Annotated in this window: 19 protein-coding genes; 10 read left to right on the top strand and 9 right to left on the bottom strand. The window is 52.1% G+C overall.

What is annotated here, in order from left to right:
- The first annotated feature begins 93 nt into the window (after positions 1 to 93).
- Positions 94 to 2343 carry an EAL domain-containing protein gene (locus tag ACO0LK_RS16630; RefSeq protein WP_422976917.1) on the top strand — a complete coding sequence of 750 codons (2250 nt, stop codon included), beginning with the start codon at positions 94 to 96 and terminating at the stop codon, positions 2341 to 2343.
- A 10-nt stretch (positions 2344 to 2353) separates the two neighbouring features.
- Here the strand turns inward: ACO0LK_RS16630 and ACO0LK_RS16625 are convergent, their stop codons facing one another.
- Both ACO0LK_RS16625 and ACO0LK_RS16620 read right to left on the bottom strand, forming a co-directional pair.
- A complete protein-coding gene (locus ACO0LK_RS16625) occupies positions 2354 to 3280 on the bottom strand; it encodes a LysR family transcriptional regulator (protein WP_422976915.1) in 927 nt (308 codons plus the stop codon).
- Positions 3277 to 4098, bottom strand: a complete 822-nt coding sequence (locus tag ACO0LK_RS16620; protein ID WP_186946018.1) for a class II glutamine amidotransferase — start codon at positions 4096 to 4098, stop codon at positions 3277 to 3279. Before ACO0LK_RS16620 ends, ACO0LK_RS16625 begins: the two co-directional genes overlap by 4 nt.
- A gap of 328 nt (positions 4099 to 4426) precedes the next feature.
- Between ACO0LK_RS16620 and ACO0LK_RS16615 the strand changes: the two genes are divergently transcribed.
- Positions 4427 to 4750, top strand: a complete 324-nt coding sequence (locus ACO0LK_RS16615; RefSeq protein WP_422976913.1) for a hypothetical protein — start codon at positions 4427 to 4429, stop codon at positions 4748 to 4750.
- A 6-nt stretch (positions 4751 to 4756) separates the two neighbouring features.
- Here ACO0LK_RS16615 and ACO0LK_RS16610 read toward each other — a convergent pair whose 3' ends face one another.
- Positions 4757 to 5473, bottom strand: a complete 717-nt coding sequence (locus ACO0LK_RS16610) for an ArsR/SmtB family transcription factor (RefSeq protein ID WP_422976911.1) — start codon at positions 5471 to 5473, stop codon at positions 4757 to 4759.
- Between the two features lie 78 nt (positions 5474 to 5551).
- On the opposite strand from ACO0LK_RS16610, the gene ACO0LK_RS16605 reads away from it, so the two are divergent.
- The 5 genes from ACO0LK_RS16605 to ACO0LK_RS16585 all read left to right on the top strand — a co-directional run bounded on the left by ACO0LK_RS16605 (position 5552) and on the right by ACO0LK_RS16585 (position 9478).
- A complete protein-coding gene (locus tag ACO0LK_RS16605; RefSeq protein ID WP_422976909.1) occupies positions 5552 to 6754 on the top strand; it encodes a cytochrome P450 in 1203 nt (400 codons plus the stop codon).
- Complete coding sequence (locus ACO0LK_RS16600; RefSeq protein WP_422976907.1) at positions 6751 to 7719, top strand: DMT family transporter; 969 nt, start codon at positions 6751 to 6753, stop codon at positions 7717 to 7719. Before ACO0LK_RS16605 ends, ACO0LK_RS16600 begins: the two co-directional genes overlap by 4 nt.
- A complete protein-coding gene (locus tag ACO0LK_RS16595) occupies positions 7716 to 8060 on the top strand; it encodes an antibiotic biosynthesis monooxygenase family protein (protein ID WP_422976905.1) in 345 nt (114 codons plus the stop codon). Before ACO0LK_RS16600 ends, ACO0LK_RS16595 begins: the two co-directional genes overlap by 4 nt.
- Before the next feature lie 16 nt (positions 8061 to 8076).
- On the top strand, positions 8077 to 8790 hold the full coding sequence (locus ACO0LK_RS16590) for a DUF6058 family natural product biosynthesis protein (protein WP_422976903.1): 714 nt from the start codon (positions 8077 to 8079) through the stop codon (positions 8788 to 8790).
- Positions 8791 to 8887: 97 nt separating this feature from the next.
- Positions 8888 to 9478: a LysE family translocator gene (locus tag ACO0LK_RS16585; protein ID WP_422976901.1), complete on the top strand. Its 591-nt coding sequence runs from the start codon at positions 8888 to 8890 to the stop codon at positions 9476 to 9478.
- A gap of 32 nt (positions 9479 to 9510) precedes the next feature.
- On the opposite strand, the gene ACO0LK_RS16580 is transcribed toward ACO0LK_RS16585, so the two are convergent.
- The 6 genes from ACO0LK_RS16580 to rpmH form a co-directional block, all read right to left on the bottom strand.
- Positions 9511 to 10335, bottom strand: coding sequence for an AraC family transcriptional regulator (locus tag ACO0LK_RS16580; protein WP_422976899.1), 825 nt, complete (start codon positions 10333 to 10335; stop codon positions 9511 to 9513).
- Between the two features lie 26 nt (positions 10336 to 10361).
- Positions 10362 to 11768, bottom strand: a complete 1407-nt coding sequence (gene mnmE, locus ACO0LK_RS16575) for a tRNA uridine-5-carboxymethylaminomethyl(34) synthesis GTPase MnmE (RefSeq protein ID WP_422976897.1) — start codon at positions 11766 to 11768, stop codon at positions 10362 to 10364.
- Positions 11769 to 12056: 288 nt separating this feature from the next.
- The gene (yidC, locus tag ACO0LK_RS16570) at positions 12057 to 13736 is read right to left on the bottom strand and encodes a membrane protein insertase YidC (RefSeq protein ID WP_422976895.1); all 1680 of its coding nucleotides are present in this window, start codon (positions 13734 to 13736) and stop codon (positions 12057 to 12059) included.
- A 9-nt stretch (positions 13737 to 13745) separates the two neighbouring features.
- Positions 13746 to 14042: a membrane protein insertion efficiency factor YidD gene (gene yidD / locus ACO0LK_RS16565; protein WP_422976893.1), complete on the bottom strand. Its 297-nt coding sequence runs from the start codon at positions 14040 to 14042 to the stop codon at positions 13746 to 13748.
- Between the two features lie 11 nt (positions 14043 to 14053).
- Positions 14054 to 14479, bottom strand: coding sequence for a ribonuclease P protein component (gene rnpA, locus ACO0LK_RS16560; RefSeq protein WP_422976891.1), 426 nt, complete (start codon positions 14477 to 14479; stop codon positions 14054 to 14056).
- A gap of 40 nt (positions 14480 to 14519) precedes the next feature.
- Positions 14520 to 14654 carry a 50S ribosomal protein L34 gene (gene rpmH, locus ACO0LK_RS16555; RefSeq protein ID WP_061535510.1) on the bottom strand — a complete coding sequence of 45 codons (135 nt, stop codon included), beginning with the start codon at positions 14652 to 14654 and terminating at the stop codon, positions 14520 to 14522.
- A gap of 478 nt (positions 14655 to 15132) precedes the next feature.
- Between rpmH and dnaA the strand changes: the two genes are divergently transcribed.
- The 3 genes from dnaA (at position 15133) to gyrB (ending at position 20910) form a co-directional block, all read left to right on the top strand.
- Positions 15133 to 16521 (top strand): chromosomal replication initiator protein DnaA, encoded by a 1389-nt coding sequence (dnaA, locus tag ACO0LK_RS16550; RefSeq protein ID WP_422976889.1) that lies wholly within the window; start codon positions 15133 to 15135, stop codon positions 16519 to 16521.
- Between the two features lie 562 nt (positions 16522 to 17083).
- A complete protein-coding gene (gene dnaN, locus ACO0LK_RS16545; RefSeq protein WP_186946002.1) occupies positions 17084 to 18190 on the top strand; it encodes a DNA polymerase III subunit beta in 1107 nt (368 codons plus the stop codon).
- Positions 18191 to 18414: 224 nt separating this feature from the next.
- The gene (gene gyrB, locus ACO0LK_RS16540) at positions 18415 to 20910 is read left to right on the top strand and encodes a DNA topoisomerase (ATP-hydrolyzing) subunit B (RefSeq protein WP_422976886.1); all 2496 of its coding nucleotides are present in this window, start codon (positions 18415 to 18417) and stop codon (positions 20908 to 20910) included.
- Positions 20911 to 21301: the final 391 nt, after the last annotated feature.

Raw genomic sequence — 21301 nt, 5'->3', positions numbered from 1 at the left:
TGGTACAGGAATCTTCACTTCTATAAAAGGCTTAATTGGCGACATGCATGACACGCCGTGTCTGCTGCAGTAAGTTGATCAAATGGAGTACCTATGAGCAATGCTTTAAGCCTGCGTCATTTACTACCGGATTCATTCGTCGAAATGGACTGCTTGCGTGCGCGCCTGCGCGAAGCAGAGGAAACACTGGACGCTATACGCTATGGACGCGTTGACGCCCTGGTGATATCAAAAAATGACGAAGAAAAGATTTTCACCCTGCAAGGTGCGGAACATACCTATCGCTTGATGGTCGAAGCGATGAACGAAGGAGTAATAACGCTGGCAAGTGATGGAACCATACTGTATTGCAATTGCTGTTTCTCCGATATGCTGAAATTACCTCTGGACAAGATCGCCGGGAATTTACTACAGACATATGTAGCCCCATCCAATATTGCCATGGTGGAAAAAATGTTGCAGGGTGTGGAAACCGAAAAAGCAGAGATATGGTTGTCCGGTGCCGATGGCAAGAATTTACCGGTTTTTCTGTCTCCCCAGATATTGCAAATCAAGGATGAACCAACTGTCATCTACATGGTCGCCATGGATTTGACATCTCACAAACAATACGAAGCCAGACTGGAATATCTGGCTAACTATGATGCCTTGACTGGCCTGGCAAACAGGAACCGCCTGCATGATCGCCTCAAGCAGGCTATCGTATCTGCAGAACGTTATAAACACCAGGTCACGGTGGCTTTTATTGACGTCGACCTGTTCAAATTCATCAACGACAGTCTGGGCCATCATGTGGGTGATGAATTACTCAAGGCCGTGGCTGCACGATTGAAATCCTGTATGCGCGAAAATGACACGGTGGCCCGCCACGGTGGAGATGAATTCGTCGTGGTAATCGATCATTCAGATGAGGCTGTCATTTCCTTGTTGATGTCGAGAATATTGGCGTCGGTCGCAGAACCTATCATGATAGAAGAGCGTGAATTGCAGGTCACCTGCAGCATCGGTTTCAGCCTGTATCCTATCGATGGTCTGGACGCAGATACGCTACTAAAAAATGCCGATGCGGCGATGTATCGCGCCAAAGAGCAAGGGCGCAACAATGTCCAATTTTATACAGAAGAATTGAACCAAAAAATACGCAAAAGACTGTCCATGGAATCCATGCTACGGCATGCATTGGAGCGCGACGAATTTTTCCTGCAATACCAGCCGCAGGTTTCCCTGCAAACTGGAGCTATAGTCGGCGTGGAGGCATTGATACGATGGAATCATGTGTCGGAAGGGATAATTTCACCGGTAGACTTCATCCCTCTGGCAGAAGAGCTGGGCTTGATCGTCCCTATTGGTGAATGGGTACTTCGTACCGCCTGTGCACAAATGCAGACATGGCAAAAAGCCGGTTTTCCCAAGATCAGCGTTGCAGTCAATTTGTCCGCACGCCAGTTCAAGCAACAGGATTTAGCAGAAGTTATTGCCCATGTATTGCAAGAGACTGGCCTGAACCCAGCTTATCTAGATCTGGAACTCACCGAAAGCATGATGATGCACAATGTTGAGTCAGCGGTTGTCACGCTGGGCAAACTCAAACATATGGGCATCAAGTTGTCTATCGACGATTTTGGTACGGGATATTCAAGCCTGAATTATCTGAAGCGCTTTCCTATCGATTTTTTAAAAATCGATAAGTCCTTCGTCAAGGATATTACCAGTGATCCCGATGATGCCGCAATTGCCTGTTCCATCATTGCTCTGGCACATAGCCTCAGACTAAAAGTGATTGCCGAAGGTGTCGAGACTGAAGGCCAACTGGCCTATCTCAGATCTCATTCTTGCGACGCAATACAAGGGTATTATTTTAGTTGCCCCCTGTCGCCCGCTGCATGCGAACAATTTTTTTTGCAAGGCAAACCGTTATCATTGAGCTTCAGCAGACAACCCGCCGCCAGAAAAACCATGCTGATTGTAGATACTGAAACCAGCATAGTAACTGCTTTGCAGCGTCTGTTTCGTCCCGATCATTATCATATTCTTGCTGCTTCAACCGGCAGTGCAGCTTTCGAATTACTGGCTTTGCATGACGTGCAGGTAGTTATTTCTGATCACCGTACAAAAGATATGAGCGGTACCGAATTTTTGAGCACGGTCAAGGATCTGTATCCAGATACTATCCGCATCATGCTTTCGGGCTATACAAATCTCGATTCCATCATCACTGCCATCAATTGCGGTGCCATTTACCGATTTTTTACCAAACCCTGGGACGATGTAATACTGCGCAAGGACATACGCGAGGCATTCGAACACCACGCACTGCTACACGAAGCGAAATCATGCAAGTGAGATAATTATCCTACGCCATCACCTTGGCCGAAGCCTCCGCCACTATCCTTCTTAACCACTGTACTTCCGCTGCTGCGTGTGCACGTTCGTGCCAGAGCATGAAGAATTTCATCTTGGGTACGGTGATGGGCATGGGCAAGACTTCTATCGGCCAATCTTTGGCGCATTGCACGGCGAAGCTGCGGCTGGTGGTGAAGATCAGGTCGGTGCGGGCCAGGACATAGGGCACCATGCCAAAGTAAGGGATGGTCATCTGTATCCTGCGTTTCAGGCCTTGCTCTGCCAGCGCGCTGTCGATGATACTGCGATGCCCCATCATGTAGGGTGTCGGGGCCAGATGCGCCATTTCCAGATAATATTTGATCGACAGCCCCTTGCTGACGACCGGGTGTTTGCGATGCACCATGCACACCACTTCATCTTCAAACAATTGCGCCAGATGCAGGTGTTGCGGCAGATCGGGCCAGTTGCCGATGACGCAATCAAGCTCGCCGGTTTCCAGCGCATTGGCATAATCAAAACCGGCGTTCAGGGCATGCACGGTCAGGCCGGCATTGGGTGCCTGTTCACGCAGTTTTTCTATGATCAGCGGAATCAGCAAGGCGCTCAGGTAATCGGGTGCGCCCAGTTGGAATATGCGCTGGGTTGATGCCGGCATGAAGGCCGGGGCCGGGCTGGCGATGCTTTCCATCACATTCAAACCCTGGCGTGCCAGCAGTAATAGTTCTTCACCACGCTCGGTAGCGGTCATGCCATTCTTACCGCGTACCAGGATGGCGTCACCGGTGATTTCACGCAGACGTTTCAGCATATTGCTGATGGCCGGTTGCGACTGCCCCAGCTTCATTGCGGTACGGGTGACGCTGCGTTCGGTCAGCAGGGTATGCAGGACACGCAATAAATTGGTATCCAGTTGATCCATCAGGCGCTGGTTCATGCTGCCGCCTGCGGCGCAGGTAATACCGGAGACAATGCAGCAGGCAATGCCAGGGGCAATACATCGCCATCCACAAAGACCAACATCTGGCCCGACTCACACTGAGTCCATTGTTCATTGGTGGTCAGTGGTTCGGTGACGATGATGGCAACCTTGTCGGCAGGCGTGGTGACTTGAGAAAAATCCACGGCCACATCTTCATCCGTCAGGGCAGCAGTACTGAAGGGATGCTGGCGCACGATGTAGTAAAGCTTGGTCGAACAGTGGGTGAACAGGGCTTCGCCGTTCGACAGCATCATGTTGAAGGTGCCAAAGCTGGCAATTTCTGCCGTGATCTCGTGCATGAACAATGCAAGCTGCTCTACCGATGGCAATTGTTCGCCAAAATGACGGCGCATGCGTTGCAGCAGGTAGCAGAAGGCCCGTTCACTATCGGTATTGCCAACTGGCTGAAAACTGCCATCCAGCACAGGGTTAAATTCTTTAAGATCGCCATTGTGGGCGAATACCCAGTAACGCCCCCAGCATTCACGCACAAAAGGGTGACAGTTTTCCAGGCTGACCTGGCCCTGGGTAGCCTTGCGGATATGGGCGATAACGTTTTTGGATTTGATCGGATAACGCTTGATCAGTTCGGCCACGGGCGAATCAACCGCCGACTGGTGATCGACAAACAGGCGCACGGCGCTGCCTTCAAAGAAAGCGATACCCCAGCCGTCCTTGTGCTCGTCCGTCAAGCCGCCACGCGTAGCAAACCCTGTAAAACTGAAGACGATATCAGTCGGGGTATTGCAGTTCATTCCAAGTAATTGACACATGATGCAAATAGTGAAAACAATTTGCATCTACCTTACCATAGGCATACCCGCTTATTATTCCTAAAGCCATAAGATTTTTGCGATTGCTTATGCGATTGCTGCTTATCTTTATCCACAAAACAACGATGCCACTCATTCGTGCAACATATACGGACAACACATCCCGGGCAGAGACCAACGTGACCGGATATTCCATCCACCCGCTTCCGACACAATCTGTAGCAATCATGCGCGGTAAATGTCTTACAATTTGACCGTGGACCTGACGCATATTGAGGCAGATAATCTACTCATGGCCTGATTTCAGGCTGATAAAGGAATACCAATCATGCAAAAATTCAGCACCGACGTCTTATTGCTGGCCGTACCTGAGTTAAAAGATGTTGCGCCCAAGCACTATGCAGAACTCATTTACCAGGCAGAACTGGCGACATTAAAGACGCGCAAACCATTCTGGCGTGAATTTATGATAGCCATGACCATGTTCATGTCTGTGTATTTTGCTAACAGGATATTTGCACCTGAATCCATCTGGATCAGCGCCATGCTTACTGTTGCTATTTCACTGTGTTCCGTATTGATCATTGACCTGATCTACTTCCGCAAGCTGAAGCCAGCCATCATCGCGCGTCTAGCCAAGATCAAAGCCTGAACAAATTCAGGTTTTAAGGGCAAACACTTTTTGAAATTCGCGTTTGCCCTTGCTGGTCAGCGCCAGTGCCCGGCTGTCCTGATCACGTTCCAGCCAGGCATGGCCAAGCAATAAATTCAGCAAGGCTGCACCGAGTGCGCCGCCCAGATGTGGTGTGCGCTCACTCCAGTCAAGGCAGGAACAGGCAAATCTGCGCCTAGCCTTGCGTGTGGCAGTCACATCCAGCCCCAGTTTTTCCAGCGCAAGCGCACCTTCGGCAGTCAGTTCATAGGCGGTTTCTTCACCTTCCACGCTGATGATCCAGGCTTGCTGTAACAGATAATCATGTACACCCACCGCAACTTCACCCGCCATATGGTCATAGCAGGTGCGTGCCTTGCGCAGACGGTCTGGCGTGTTTGGCACAAAACGTGGTCGTGGCAAACCGGCAATCAATAACAGGGATTCCAGCGCATTGGCCACTTCAGGGCTGGCCAGTTGGTAATAACGATGCTTGCCCTGGGCCACCACATTCACCAGATGCTGTTCCAGCAACTTGCTTAAATGTACACTGGCAGTGGATGGGCTGACCTCGGCCACCGTTGCCAGTTCGGTACTGGTACGGGCGCGCCCATCCATCAGGTTGCACAGCATGCGGGCGCGGGCCGGCTCGGCTATTGCACCCGCCAGCCTGGCTAACTGGGTATCGGCATAATCAGCGTAATGGAGATTATCTGCATTCATACTTTGATGGTAGACGAATTGTTCAATGCAGACAAGCCCTATACTGCATCACCTACCCATGCAAGACAGAGCCTAGCCATGACCCAGTCAAACACCATCAACATCCTGAATGCCGCCAGCCATACTGACCCCTATCCGTATTACGCCAGCCTGCGCCAGGGCCCGGCCCTGGCTTTTGAAGCCGAATTCAAATGCTGGATAGCCAGCCGTGCAGACGTTGTACAACAAGTGCTGGAATCAGCCAGTTGCGCGGTCAGACCGACCGCCGAAGCGGTGCCGCGCACGATCGCCGGTGGCTCGGCTGGGGACATATTCGCTCATTTGATGCGCATGAACGAAGGCCAGGCACATACCCAGCCCAAACAAGTGATGCAAGGCGCATTGCGCCAGCTGGATTTGTCATTACTCACCCAGCATACCCAACAGCACGCCAATACATTAGCCAGCCAATATGCAATGAGCGATGGCGAAGGTTTAAGCCAGTACCTGTTCGACCTCCCCATCCATGTCATGGGCAGTATCCTGGGTTTCAGGCAAGATGGGCTGGCATTGCTGGCCACCTGGATGGCTGATTTTGTGCGCTGCCTGTCGCCGCTCAGCACACCACCGCAAGTCGAGGCAGCCCATGCGGCTGCAACAGCTTTGCAAGCCAGTTTTTGCCAGTTGCTGCAAGACAGTGCGACTGAGCCGGACAGTTTTCTGGCACGCCTGCAGACAGAGGCGCAACAAGCAGGATGGAACAATGCAGATGCCTTGCTGGCCAACCTCATCGGCTTGTTATCGCAGACCTACGAAGCAACAGCGGGCCTGATGGGCAATAGCATCATCGCCTTGCAGCAACGGCAAGGTCTGTTGCAGAGACTGTGTGAAGAGTCAGCCAGTCAGCCGCAGAGAATAAAAGACCTGGTTGCAGAAGTAGCCCGCTACGATGCCCCGGTACAAAACACGCGCCGCTTTGTCACACAGACATGCGAAATTGCAGGCCAGGCTTTGCAAGCTGGTGAGGTAATCGTGGTCTTGCTGGCAGCCGCCAATCGAGATGCGTCAGCCAACCATGATGCAGACAGCCTGCAACTCGACAGACCTGAGCGCAAGGTATTCACCTTTGGTCATGCGCGCCATGCCTGCCCCGGCCAGGCAATTGCAGAACAGATCAGCGTCAGTAGTCTTCATCATCTGTTAGCTACCTCCGTGCTTGAATGGCATAGATTGAGCTGGACTTATCGCCCTTCCCTGAATGGTCGCATTCCGGTATTCAATCATCATAGGGGTCTGTCATGACTGAGGTCGGCATGGCCGGAGACAAGAAAAACAATCCTGCTACAGAACTTGCGCTATTGCTCGCACTTTCAACCTTGTGGGGGGCGTCCTATACCTTTATCAAAATTGGTGTGGTGACTATCCCACCTATGAGCTTTATCGCGGCGCGCACCTTGATTGCCAGTGCCTTGTTGTTGATGATCATGCGCTGGCGCGGAATCCGTCTGTCACGCGACGCGGTCGTATGGCGCCGTTTCATGGTGCAGGCATTACTAAATAGCGTCGTGCCATTTACACTGATTGCATGGGCAGAACAGTCGGTCAATGCCGGTCTCGCCACGATCCTGAATTCTGGCGCGCCTATTCTGACGTTTCTGGGAACATGGATGATCACCCGCCATGAATCCGTCACTGCCCGCAAGCTGTTTGGTATCGTCGTGGGACTGGCCGGAACCTGTCTCATCATCGGCATGGAAGTCTTGCATGGCCTGGGCGACCAATTGTTGCCGCAACTTGCCATCATCCTTGCCACGATCTGTTATGCGGGTGCCTCCATCTACGGCAAGAATTTTAAAGGCCTGGACCCGATGCAGCCTGCTGCTGGATCGCTGATCTGTGGCGCAGCCGTCATGCTGCCTTTAAGCCTATTGGTTGATCACCCATGGACAATCACGCCTTCCAGCGCATCGATATTTGCCTTGCTTGGGCTTTCCGTATTTTCGACAGCATTGGCGTTTGTGATTTATTTTCGCCTGATGCGAACTCTGGGTTCCGTCGGCACGACTGCCCAGGCCTATCTGCGCGTGCCGATTGGCGTTCTTATCGGTGTGGTCATCCTACAAGAAAACATGACATCTACCATCTGGACAGGTTTGGCCTGCGTGGTAGCTGGCGTGGCAGCGATGACCATCCCGGCACGCGTTGCCATAGCTGTCAAAACAGAACCTCTCAATCAGATACGCCATAACAATCAGGAGACACCATGATCGCCGTTATATTTGAAGTCATCCCCCATGCAGACAACAAGCAGGAATACCTGGACATCGCCGCCGGGCTGGCACCCTTGCTAAAGGAGATGGATGGATTCATCTCGATAGAGCGTTTTCAGAGCCTGGTTGATCCAGCCAAGATTTTGTCGCTGTCTTTCTGGCGTGATGAAGCTGCGGTCGCCAACTGGCGCAATACCGAAGAACACAGGGCTGCGCAGACGCAAGGACGCGGCCATGTGTTTGCCGCTTACCGCCTGCGCATTGCCGCTGTGGTACGTGATTACGGCCTGCATGAAAGAGAACAGGCACCTGCGGACAGTCGCAGTGCCCATGGTTAACAATAGAAAGCACAACATGTCCGTACTCGATCTTTACCTGAAAAAACATTACCTGAACAAGGCGCAATTTGCCGCAGCTTGCAACTGTACCGAGGCAGCTCTAGACGCCTTGATACAGGCCCAGCTATTGCCCGCCCCATCGTATGTGGTGACAGAAAACGCCAGAATATTCTCTGCTGTTTTTGGTGAAATGGATGCTGTAGACACAGATGCAGGTGAGTATTTTCACCCAGCCAATACTGTGTGGTACAACAAAGCGCAAGCGGCGATTGCTACACATGGCGATCAGGCAGCGCAACTATTCAGACAAAATTTCATGCAAGAATTTATTGATGCCATCACTGAACTGAATGCCACGTTATGGCATGTGCAGGACAGCTTTACCAGCGATGGCACGGCCATCAGCGCTGGCTTGCAAACCCGTGCCGATTTTGCCTGGCAACATTTCTTAATGGGCACGTTCAGTCTGTGCGTCGCCAACCCGGTATCTGCGGCAGCGATAGCACGCAAAGAAATATTACAAGAAAAACTGGGAGCCCTGACCGACCATGGCAACAAACGTATCTACAGTATCGCTGAAGCCAAAGACTTGCTGCCGCTGGTCGATGCGTATGCACAGGCAGCCATGTGGTTTTCACCGGCGGAATACCCACGTTGCAGCCGCAAGCGACTGGTGGATGATTTGCGGCCACGTCTGTTGGCAGCAATCGCTGCACAATCAGCGGTATGATTTAGCAAGGTAATTTAGCAGGGTAGTTTTCTTCAATACGCAGCAAGCGTGGCCCGGTATAAATCTGTCTGCCGACTCACTTATACAGACTACGCTTATGCTCAACCTCTATCTCTCCATGGCTGCCTTTGCGCTGGCCGCTTCCATTTCACCCGGCCCTGTCAATATCGTGGCGCTGCGCTCAGGCACGCAATATGGTTTCCGTGCGAGCCTGGCGCATGTCAGTGGCGCGACCATAGGTTTTACGGTCTTGTTATTTCTGACCGGTCTGGGTCTGCATGAATTATTGAATATCATGCCTGCGCTGACGCAAATCATACAATGGGCAGGCGTCGCCTTTTTACTGTTTCTGGCTTATAAACTGGCAGTGGACGATGGGCAATTACAGATCGATGAGCAAGGCAAAGGCCCATCTGCATGGTATGGCGCGCTGATGCAATGGCTGAACCCAAAAGCCTGGCTGGCCTCCATCGCGGGCATGGGTGCGTATGCCGCAAACGGTGATACGACCATGATATGGCATTTCACCATCATCTATTTTTTCGTTTGCTATGCTTCGATTGCCGCCTGGGCGTATGCAGGCACTGCCTTGCGCCAGCTATTCAGGCGACCCGCCCTGATGCGTGCTTTTAATCGCAGCCTGGCGGCTATGTTGTTGATCAGTGCGGTTTATTTGATGCTGACTTAATGCTTACTTGATGCTGAATTGATAGCGGACATTTAAGCCAGATACTGTCCTGGTGTGGCCGCCAGCATACGCTTAAACACGCGCTGGAAATGCGCCTGATCAGCGAAGCCGGCATCCAGCGCGGCCTCGGCTATCGTGGCACCATTTTTCAAACGTTCTTGCGCAAATTGCACGCGACGATTGATCAGATAGGCGTGCGGCGTCATGCCGTATTGCTTTTTAAATGCGCGGAACAGGTAAGACGCAGACAATCCGGCCTGTGCAGAAATATCGTCCAGACTCAGGTCTTGCGTGCAATGCATATTAATGAAATCTGCCGCCAGTTTCAGCCTGCCATTTTCCACCGGCAATTCTGGCGTCGCTGCCTGCAGGCGCTTTTGCACTTCAGAAAAATACTGGATGACACTGCCCTGCTTGTGCAGGAGTTCTGCATCATCGGCTATCAGTATCTGATATAAGTCGAGTAAGCCTTCAAACAATACCTGGTCGTTACTGACCGCTGCCGCATACCCCTGAAAAGCGTGGCCCGACATGCCCTGCAAATCCGCCAGCCACTCAGCATCCACATACAGCATGCAATAAGCCCAGGGCAAATCTTCCAGCGGATTGCAGGCATGCACGCAACCCGGATTGATGATAACCACACTGCCCGCTGCGACACGGTAGTCATCATCACCATGAATAAAACTACTCTCTCCGGCAATGATTGCACCGATGGAAAACAACTTGTGCGCATGCCTGTCATAACTGACCCGACGACCATCTGCCAGATAACGCGCCTCAATAAAAGGCAGCCTGTCATCGCGCCAGAAGCGTGGGACAAATTCGGGCAGGGTCTTTTCAGTGGGTCTGGACATGTATTACGTCAGAGTGAGTAGCCGTTTTATTTCCCAATACAAAAGCGCGAAAAAATCACCCCCAGCAAATCATCTGACGTAAATTCACCGGTAATGCTGTTCAGGCGGTCCTGGGTCAGGCGCAGTTCTTCGGCGAACAAATCCAGTGACTGGTCGTTTTGTGCGGCGTATTCTGCGGCGTTTTGCAGATGTTCATGCGCATGCTTGAGGGCGATCAGGTGGCGTTCACGGGCCAGGTAGAGTGATTCGCCAGTCTGTTCCCAGCCGGCGATGCGCAGCAGTTCTTTGCGCAATAAATCGATGCCGGTGTGTTCGTGGGCTGACAGGTAAATGTGTGTCGCATCCGACATTTCATCGACGCTGGCATGGTGGCCGGACAGGTCTATCTTGTTCCAGATGCGTATGACTGGCACGCCTTCAGGGAAACGGGCAACGATGGCTTCATCGGCACGCGTCGGGCCGCGGCTGGCATCGAGCAGATGCAGAATGACGTCGGCCTTTTCAACTTCGGCCCAGGTGCGCTCTATGCCTATGCGTTCTACTGTGTCGATGGCATTGGCGATCTGACCTTCTTCGACTTCATCATGCTCATGCCGTATGCCGGCAGTGTCGATAATGTTGAGGGGTATGCCTTCGATATGGATGGTCTCGGTCACCTTGTCGCGGGTGGTACCGGCGATGGGGGTGACGATGGCGACATCATCACCGGCCAGTACGTTCAGCAAGGATGATTTGCCAACATTTGGCTGGCCTGCCAGCACCACGTTTAGCCCTGCGCGCAGCAAAGCACCCTGGGCTGCCTGTTCAAACACTTTTTGCAGCGCTGCCTGTATGGTTGTCAACTGGCCGCGTGCATTGGATTTTTCCAGGAAGTCGATTTCTTCTTCAGGAAAATCCAGCGTCGCTTCTACCAGCATGCGCAGGTGCACTACTTTTTCTACCAGCGCATGGATGACTTTGGAAAATGCACCAGACAGCGATTGTGACGCCGACTTGGCTGCCGCTTCGGTCGACGCTTCGATCAGATCAGACACGGCTTCTGCCTGCGCCAGATCCAGCTTGTCATTCAAAAAGGCACGCTGGGTAAATTCGCCCGGTTCTGCCAGACGCAAACCCGCGTCCCTGCCTGCTTCCAGACAGCGTGCCAGCAGCATTTGCATAACGACAGGGCCGCCATGTCCTTGCAGTTCCAGCACATCTTCGCCGGTATAAGAATGTGGCGCCTTGAAATAAATGGCGATGCCCTGATCAATGACGGTACCGTCAGCCTGGGTAAACGGCAAATAGCTGGCATGGCGCGGCTTGAATTGGGTATTACCAAACAGGGCAGTGACGACAGGGGCAAGGTCCTTGCCCGAAATACGCACGACACCGATGCCACCACGCCCGGGGGCGGTGGCGATTGCGGCGATGGGGATGGGGTCATAGATCATATTGAAATTCTATCTGTGCTTGCACTTTAAGAGTGCGAATTAGTTTGTGTCGCTGTGACGCAAATGCGACAGGGTTTGTGTCCTGTCGATATTATCCCCTCCCCTTCAAGGGGAGGGTTAGGGTGGGGATGGGTTTCGGTTGATCAATCCGCAATCAAATTACACAAGAGCCCCGGCCCAACCTACAAGCTAAGACACAAATACGCCAAGGGTTTGATCAACAAATTACGCCATAAAAAAAGCCCGCAAGCAAACTTGCGGGCTTTCTCATTTGCTCAATTTTTACGCTTAAGCCTTATGCTCAGGCGGGATCAATTTGTTATTGATGACCCACTGCTGTCCAATCGACAGGATGTTATTCACTACCCAGTACAGTACCAGACCAGACGGGAAGAAGAAGAACATGACCGAGAATGCCAGTGGCATGAACATCATCATCTTCGCCTGCATAGGATCAGCCGGAGCCGGGTTCAGCTTGGTGGTGATGTACATGGATATCGCATACACCACAGGCAGGATATACCATGGGTCAGGAGAAGTCAGATCGGTGATCCAGCCCACCCATGGCGCGCCGCGCATTTCCACGCTAGCTTGCAAGACCCAGTACAGTGCCAAAAAGACCGGCATCTGGATCAGGATAGGGAAGCAGCCGCCGAGAGGATTGATTTTCTCGGTTTTGTACAATTCCATCATGGCCTGATTCATTTTTTGCGGATCGTTTTTGAAACGCTCGCGCACGGCCTGCATCTTCGGCGTGACAACCTTCATCTTGGCCATGCTGCGATAACCGGCAGCAGACAACGGGAACAGTGCCAGTTTGATGGCGATGGTGAAGACCACAATCGTCCAGCCCCAGTTACCCAGCATCTTGTGAATTTGCTCCATGACCCAGAATAAAGGCTTGGCGATGATGGTTAAAACACCATAATCCTTGACCAACTCGAAGCCTGGTGCGATCGATTCCAGTTTCGCCGATTCTTGCGGGCCGGAATACAAACGCGCATTCATGGTCACCGTCGCACCTGGCGCTACTGTAACCATAGGCAGGACATTGCCAATTGCGTACAGATTGGTATCAACCTGCTTGGTGAAGATTTCACGCTTGGTTTTTTCTTGCGGGATAAAGGCGGACACAAAGAAATGCTGCAACATCGCTACCCAGCCATTGTCAGACTGCTTGGCATGGCTGTCAGTACCCTTACCAATTTTTTCAAAATCCAGCTTCTGGAACTTGTCGCTTTCGGTATACACGGCAGGGGCATAAAACTCGCCGCTACCAGAGAACATGCCGCCACTTTCAGGCTTGGTGCCGTCATGCAACAGTTGCAGGTACAGCGAAGGGCTGATGGCTGCGCCACTGTTATTGGTCACGTCATGGCGTACATCGATGGTGTAATCACCTTTTTTGAAGGTATAGGTCTTGGTCAGCTTGATGCCAGACTGTTCAGATTCCAGCACCAGTTGCACCTGGTTGCCATCACCCAGGGTACGGACACCAGGTTTGGCAACGAAGCCAGACCTGTGGTTAGGGAAAGCACCGCCCAGCAAACCTGTCTGTGCCAGGTAAGTGCGTTTGGCCGAGTTATCAAACAAGACCATGTTACGGGTGTGATCTTTACCATCTTTATGCTTGAGCAATTCCAGATGTTTCAGCTCGCCGCCGATGGTATCGATATCGGCCTTGACCACGTCAGTGGTGATAGTGATGATCTCGCTCTTGATGACAGGCGCAGCTTCACCAGTGGCTGTAGTGCCAGTAGCATTGGTAGCACCACTGGCAGCAGTTGCCGATGCAGAACTGGTCGGAACAGCCCCATTGCCGGATGCAGAAGCGCTGGCATTTTTTGTCTGCACTGTCGGTGTCGGGAAAAACAGGGATGGTTTGCCGTTATGGCGCATCCAGTTATCCCAGATAAGGAACAACGACATCGAGAAAATTATCCACAGGACGGTACGTTTGATATCCATTTGTGTATGTCAGGAAAGGGGGGAAGAATGACCAGTGTGGCCAGGTTCATGGCAGCACTTGGCGGATGTGGGGGCGGTTTGCGTTTTTTCACTAGCGGGCGGCACATGATCCACACCACCGGGGTGCCAGGGATGACATTTGCACAAGCGTTTGCCCGCCAGCAAGCTGCCTTTGGCGGCGCCGTGAATCTTGATCGCCTCTGCCGCATACTCAGAACAGCTGGGATAAAAACGGCAATTCTGCCCCAGCATAGGACTGATTGCCAGTTTATAGAACTTTAGCAACAGGAGCAGCAGGGTTTTCATCTCAGGCGGCCTTAAGTGGCTTTATGGGCTTTAAGTGGCTGGCAAGCCGGTGCGGCGAACAGACGCAGGATTTCCGCCCTGAGCTCACGTTTGAGCTGGGCAGTTGTAGCAGGGCCATCCTTGCTGTTAACAGGTCGGGACAAACGCACGATGCAATCCACATTCAATAATGCTGCCTGCCTGAAAATCTCGCGGGTAACACGCTTGATCGTATTGCGCGTCACGGCTCGTGGCGCAAAACGCTTGGCGGCCACCACGCCCAGGCGGGCATGCGGCAAATCATTGGTTCTGGTATACAACACAAAATGTGCCGTTTTTTGTACGGGGCGCAAACGAAAAACGGATGAAAACTCATCCGTTTTAACGATGCGCCTGACGCGTGCAAAATCTGCACCGCCGGCACCTGCCTGAACTGGCTCAGTTATAGTATTGATCATGCGAATTCAGCAAAGCTGCCGCAGATCAATGAACTGACAATCAAGCTGCCAGGCGTTTACGGCCTTTGGCGCGACGTGCGTTCAGAACAGCGCGGCCACCGCGGGTTGCCATGCGTGCGCGGAAACCGTGGGTGCGCTTGCGGCGAACGACGGAAGGTTGGTAAGTACGTTTCATGTTGGTCTCGCTATTTGAGCAATAAAAAAAATCGGAATTACGGATAAAGGCTGTCTCGGGTGCGACTTCGGCTTGCACATTTTCGTCAGGCCTTTCGCCTTTACTGCCCCAAAACCGCTGCTCATGGAGTGAAGCAAGATAGCCGGATAAACCGCTTATCAGAGCCACACCAATAAAAGAGGGGTAGGGAACCCTGAATTAGACACCACTTTTGACTTCGGTGTCAATCACTTAGCGCAAATTTTAATCAATGCAGGCACATCTATTGGTGCAATGCAAAGAATAAATTTAAAGGCAAACCTGTGGATAACTCGGTCAAGCGGGGTTAAAATAGCGGATTAGCGCGGCACCGTTTTATGTCTTTCAGACAACTCACCCAGCGACACAGACAGAATTACTGGCAGCATTTTAGCCTGCTGCACCTGGGTAGAATGTTAATTCGGCACCGCGCGTTTGCATTTAATAATTAAAGTCATACATGGAAAATTTCTGGCAGGCCTGTTCGTCCCAACTTGAGCAAGAGCTTCCACCACAGCAATATAGTGCCTGGATCAAACCGCTGGTTCCGCTCGACTTTGAAGACGGCAAGCTGCGCATCGCTGCGCCTAACCGTTTCAAGCTGGACTGGGTCAAGGCCCAGTTCGCCAATCGCATCTCGGAACTGGCTAACCAGTTCTGGGACGATGAAGTGGAAGTGCAGTTTGTACTGGACCCGCGCGGCAGTAAAAAACCTGCTGCACCCGCGCCGCGCCCGCAAGGTTTGAACGCCGACCTTGATGCCCAGGGCAGCATGCCAGAAATGATGTCCGAACCCGCTGCACCCGAAGTCGTATCGCCACGCCGTGAACAAAGCCGCATCAATTCCGAGCTGACCTTTGACAGTTTCGTCACCGGTAAGGCCAACCAGCTGGCACGCGCCGCCGCCATCCAGGTGGCGAATAACCCTGGTGTATCGTATAACCCGCTATTCTTGTATGGCGGCGTCGGCCTTGGTAAAACGCATTTGATCCACGCCATCGGCAACCAGATACTGGTTGATAACCCGAATGCTAAAATCCGCTACATCCACGCTGAACAGTATGTTCGCGACGTAGTGACCGCTTACCAGCGCAAGGGTTTTGATGAATTCAAGCGGTATTACCATTCGCTGGATTTGCTGCTGATCGATGATATTCAATTCTTTGGTGGCAAGAGCCGTACGCAAGAAGAATTCTTTTATGCGTTTGAAGCTTTGATCGCCGCCAAGAAACAGATCATCATTACCAGTGATACTTATCCAAAAGAAATCACCGGCATGGATGACCGCCTGATTTCACGCTTTGATTCTGGCCTGACAGTCGCAATTGAACCGCCTGAACTGGAAATGCGCGTCGCGATTCTGCTCAAGAAAGCCCATTCAGAAGGTGTGCATATCTCTGACGACGTGGCTTTCTTTGTGGCCAAGCATTTGCGTTCCAACGTACGTGAGCTGGAAGGCGCACTGCGCAAGATTCTGGCGTATTCACGCTTCCATGGTAAAGAAATTACCATTGACGTGGTCAAAGAAGCATTAAAAGACTTGCTGTCGGTACAAAACCGCCAGATTTCAGTAGAAAATATACAAAAGACCGTGGCCGACTTCTTCAACATCAAAGTCGCCGACATGTATTCGAAGAAACGTCCGGCCAATATCGCCAGACCACGCCAGATCGCGATGTACCTGGCCAAAGAACTGACACAAAAGAGCCTGCCGGAAATCGGCGAACTCTTCGGCGGCCGCGACCACACCACGGTCTTGCACGCCGTACGCAAGATCACCGCAGACCGCACCAAAAACCCCGAATGCAATCATGAATTGCATGTATTAGAGCAAACGCTCAAGGGTTAATGGCCGGGATGTTGTAGGATGGGCAAGTTGGAATGATAATTAGCAGGGCCAAGATTTGTAGGGTGCGCCATGCGCACCATCGTTGTAAAACCAATTCGAACGGTGCGCGTGGCGCACCCTACGGGTTGGCAAGGGTTTTACCCGTATAGTAAAAATATACGTATGTATCAAACGCCACGGGATTCCAGCCTGCGCTGGAATGACGACCTTGAGGGTACGGGTCGCATTGAGGTGTCGGAGGTTTAAAGCAACAAGAAAAAATATTAACGTCATCCCAGCGCAGGCTGGGATCCATCTGCGCAAGAGCCGTATGCGCAGAACGACGAACAAGTTTGTAGGGTGCGCCATGCGCACCATGGCAGTAAAGCCAGGTAAGTGCGGTGCGCGTGGCGCACCCTACGGGTTGGCAAAGATTTTAACTCCTCCCCCTTGAAAGGGATGGAATGAAAAATTTGTAAAGCAGAACAAGTACGACGCAGTAATTAGATGAAGTAGTAAAAAAGAAGCAAGGGGGCAAGCTAGCTTGCACCGGTCCTTTAAACAAAATAGTGAGGATATTCAAATGCAATTGGTTAAAACCCACCGGGACACCCTGCTCCGGCCTTTGCAAATTGTGAGTGGTATTGTCGAGCGTCGGCACACATTGCCGATTCTGGCCAATATCCTCATTCGCAAAGATGGCGAACAGGTGTCGTTCCTGTCGACCGACATCGAAGTGCAGATCACGACCAAGGCAGCCATTGGTTCTGGCGGCGATGTCGTTGCCACCACCGTGGCCGCCCGCAAATTACTGGATATTTTGCGCGCCCTGCCTGATGACAATGATGTCGTCCTCAAGCTTGAAAACAAAAAGATGACTGTGCAATCTGGCAAGTCACGCTTTTCTTTGCAGACTCTGGCAGCGGAAGAATTCCCTACCGTGGCCCAGGCCGAGCATTTCAATGCCAGCGTCAACCTGCCACAAAAAACCCTGAAGCACCTGTTCAACATGGTGCATTTCTCGATGGCGCAACAAGACATTCGTTATTACCTGAATGGCTTGCTGCTGGTCGTCGATGGCAAGAACGTGATTGCCGTGGCAACCGATGGCCACCGTCTGGCTTTCTGCCAGGTCGAAGTCGAGCAAGAATTCCCGCGCCACGAAGTCATCATCCCGCGCAAGACCATCATTGAGATGCAACGCCTGCTGGAAGACAAGGAAGACCCGGTCCAGATCGACATCGCCAACAACCAGGTCAAACTGACTTTTGCCGATATCGAACTGATTTCCAAACTGGTAGAAGGCAAGTTCCCAGACTTTAACCGCGTCATCCCCAAAGGCTATAAAAACAGCTTTACCCTGGGCCGCGAGCAATTGCTGCGTTCATTGCAGCGTGCCGCGATCATGACGTCAGACAAGTTCAAGGGTGTGCGTTGCGTCATCACGCCAGGCAGCATGCAGATCCTGTCCACCAATGCGGACCAGGAAGAAGCGATAGAAGAAATCGAAATCGATTACGGTGGCGACAGCGTGGATATCGGTTTCAACGTCAGCTATCTGCTGGATGTGCTCAACAACCTGAAGTGCGATCAAGTCAGCGTATCGCTGGGCGATTCCAATTCATCCGCCCTGATCACCATACCCGACAACACCGACTTTAAATATGTCGTCATGCCGATGCGGATATAGTTTTTTTATTTGCTGAATTGCCGTGAAAGCAGTTAGTTAATTTCACGGCAATCTCATTTCCGTCGTTCCAGCGCAGGCTGGAATCCAGTGTCGTTCGCCGTAGCGCATCAACAACCCAGACACTGAATCCCACCTGTACAGAAATGACAAAGCAGTTTTGAATATGTTTCACATTGGACGATTTACATATCGCCCAAAACAGTTCGTTTTTTTAGAAGGTAGCCATGTCCGATAACACCCAAGACAATACTCCAGCGCAGCCAAATCAATACGGCGCATCCTCGATCCAGATTCTGGAAGGCCTGGAAGCCGTGCGTAAACGCCCCGGCATGTACATCGGTGACACCTCGGACGGCACCGGTCTGCATCACCTGGTATTTGAAGTGCTGGATAACTCCATTGATGAATCCCTGGCAGGTCACTGTACCGAGATCAACGTCACCATCCATAGCGACAACTCCATCTCCATTACCGACAATGGCCGTGGTATCCCTACCGGCATTAAATGGGATGACAAGCACGATCCAAAACGCAGTGCGGCAGAAATCGTCATGACCGAACTGCATGCCGGCGGCAAGTTTGATCAAAACTCATACAAGGTATCCGGCGGTCTGCATGGCGTGGGCGTGTCCTGCGTGAATGGCCTGTCCAAGTTGCTGAAGCTGACCATACGCCGCGACGGCAAAATGCACACCATGGATTTTGTCCGAGGCGTACCGCAAAACCGCGAGCTGGAAACCGTTGATGGCATCGTCACATCGCCAATCAAAGTCGTAGGCGACACCGACAAACGCGGCACCGAAGTGCACTTCTGGGCCGACGAAGAAATCTTCACCCATGTTGAATTCCATTATGAAATTCTGGCCAAGCGCATACGCGAATTGTCCTTTCTGAATAATGGCGTACGCATCAAGCTCAACGACCACCGCACCGGCAAAGAAGAATTGTTTGCCTTTGAAGGCGGCACCCGCGGCTTTGTTGAATACATCAACAAAAACAAAAGCATACTCAACCCGACCATTTTCCAGGCCACTGGTGAGCGTCAGTCTGACCAGAACACCACCATCACCGTAGACGTATCCATGCAATGGAACGACGCCTACAATGAACAGGTATTGTGCTTCACCAATAACATCCCGCAGCGCGACGGTGGCACCCACCTGACCGGCCTGCGTGCCGCGATGACCCGCGTCATCAACAAGTATATTGAAGAACACGAATTCGCCAAAAAAGCCAAAGTCGAAGTCAGCGGCGACGACATGCGCGAAGGCCTGACCTGCGTCTTATCCGTTAAAGTGCCAGAACCAAAGTTCAGCTCCCAGACCAAAGACAAACTCGTCTCCAGCGAAGTGCGCGGCCCGGTAGAAGAAATTGTCGCCAAGACCCTGACCGACTTCCTCATGGAAAAACCCAACGATGCCAAAATCATTTGCGGCAAGATCGTTGAAGCAGCACGCGCCCGTGAAGCCGCCCGCAAAGCCCGTGAACTGACACGCCGTAAAGGCGTCATGGACGGCCTGGGCCTGTCTTCCAAACTGGCCGACTGCCAGGAAAAAGACCCCGCCCTGTGTGAACTGTACATCGTCGAAGGTGACTCTGCGGGTGGATCAGCCAAGCAAGGCCGCGACCGTAAGTTCCAGGCGATTTTGCCACTGCGCGGTAAAGTACTGAACGTAGAAAAAGCCCGCTTTGAAAAAATGCTGTCCAGCGAACAGATCACCACCCTGATCGCCACCCTGGGCACCAGCATAGGCCCGGACGAATTCAATGCCGACAAGCTGCGCTATCACCGCATCATCATCATGACCGATGCCGACGTTGACGGCGCCCACATCCGCACCCTGCTGCTGACCCTGTTCTATCGCCAGATGCCACAACTGGTAGAACGCGGCCACATCTACATCGCCCAGCCACCACTGTACAAAGTCAAGGCTGGCCGTGATGAACGCTACCTGAAGGATGACGCCGAAGAAGCCACCTACATGATGACCGTGGCACTGACCGGTGCATCCCTCACACCAGGCACAGGCGCAACCCCCATCATCGGCGAAGCCCTGGGTGAACTGGTACGCCAGTACAACCTGGCCAACGCCATCATGATGCGCCTGACCCGCGTCATCGACCGCGCCGCCCTCACCGCCATCATGACCGGCGTCACGCTTAAACTGGATACCCCAGAAAACGCCGAAGCATCCGCCGCCGCCCTGACCGCCGCCATTGGCGACAATGCAGTCAAGGCAGTGGTACGCAGCGACGAACTGTCAGGCGCATTCAGCCTGCGCATAGAACGCCTGTACCACGGCAACATCAAAGTCAGCAGCATCGACGCCGACTTTGTCGATGGCGCGGACTACAAAGTACTGGAAAACGCCGCCAGCACCTTCAAAGGCCTGCTGACCGAAGGCGCCTTCATGCGCCGTGGCGAAGGCGAAAAAGCCAAGGAAATCGCCGTACAAGACTTCCACCAGGCCATGCTGTGGCTGCGCGACGAAGCCGAACGCGGCGTCAGCAAGCAACGCTATAAAGGACTGGGCGAAATGAACCCAAGCCAACTCTGGGAAACCACCATGGACCCCACAGTCCGCCGCTTGCTCAAAGTACAAATCGAAGACGCCATCGCCGCCGACCAGATCTTTACAACACTAATGGGCGACGACGTGGAACCACGCCGGGCGTTTATTGAATCGAATGCGTTGAGGGCGGGGAATATTGACGTTTGATTTTTGGTGGCGGAGGCGTTCAAAGTTAGTGCAATCAAAGCCTAATTTTTGCAATCAAAAAATCGGAGTTAGTGCAATCAGCCTCGTTTGTTTAATCAAATTAATGTAACGGATCTCAGATTCTCATACAGAAATTAGACTTCGCTATGAGTTGCCAAGAACTTCTCAGGCAAAACGCCAGCCACATAGGCTGGCGTTTTTTAACCTACCAAAATTTTGCTCTTAGGTTTATTTCCTATCTTCTCGCTTAGTTACACACCAGTACTAGGGGCTGTTAACATTCAATAAATCCAAAGGTAAGCAAATACAAGATTGATGAAGGAAAGGAAGTTTCTATCCAATTTTTCATACCGTGTTGCAAGCCTGCGGAATTGCTTTATGCGATTGAAAA

Source organism: Undibacterium sp. Ji49W, assembly GCF_049340205.1.
Classification (GTDB): domain Bacteria; phylum Pseudomonadota; class Gammaproteobacteria; order Burkholderiales; family Burkholderiaceae_D; genus Undibacterium.
This window is presented reverse-complemented; position numbering and strand designations above follow the sequence as displayed.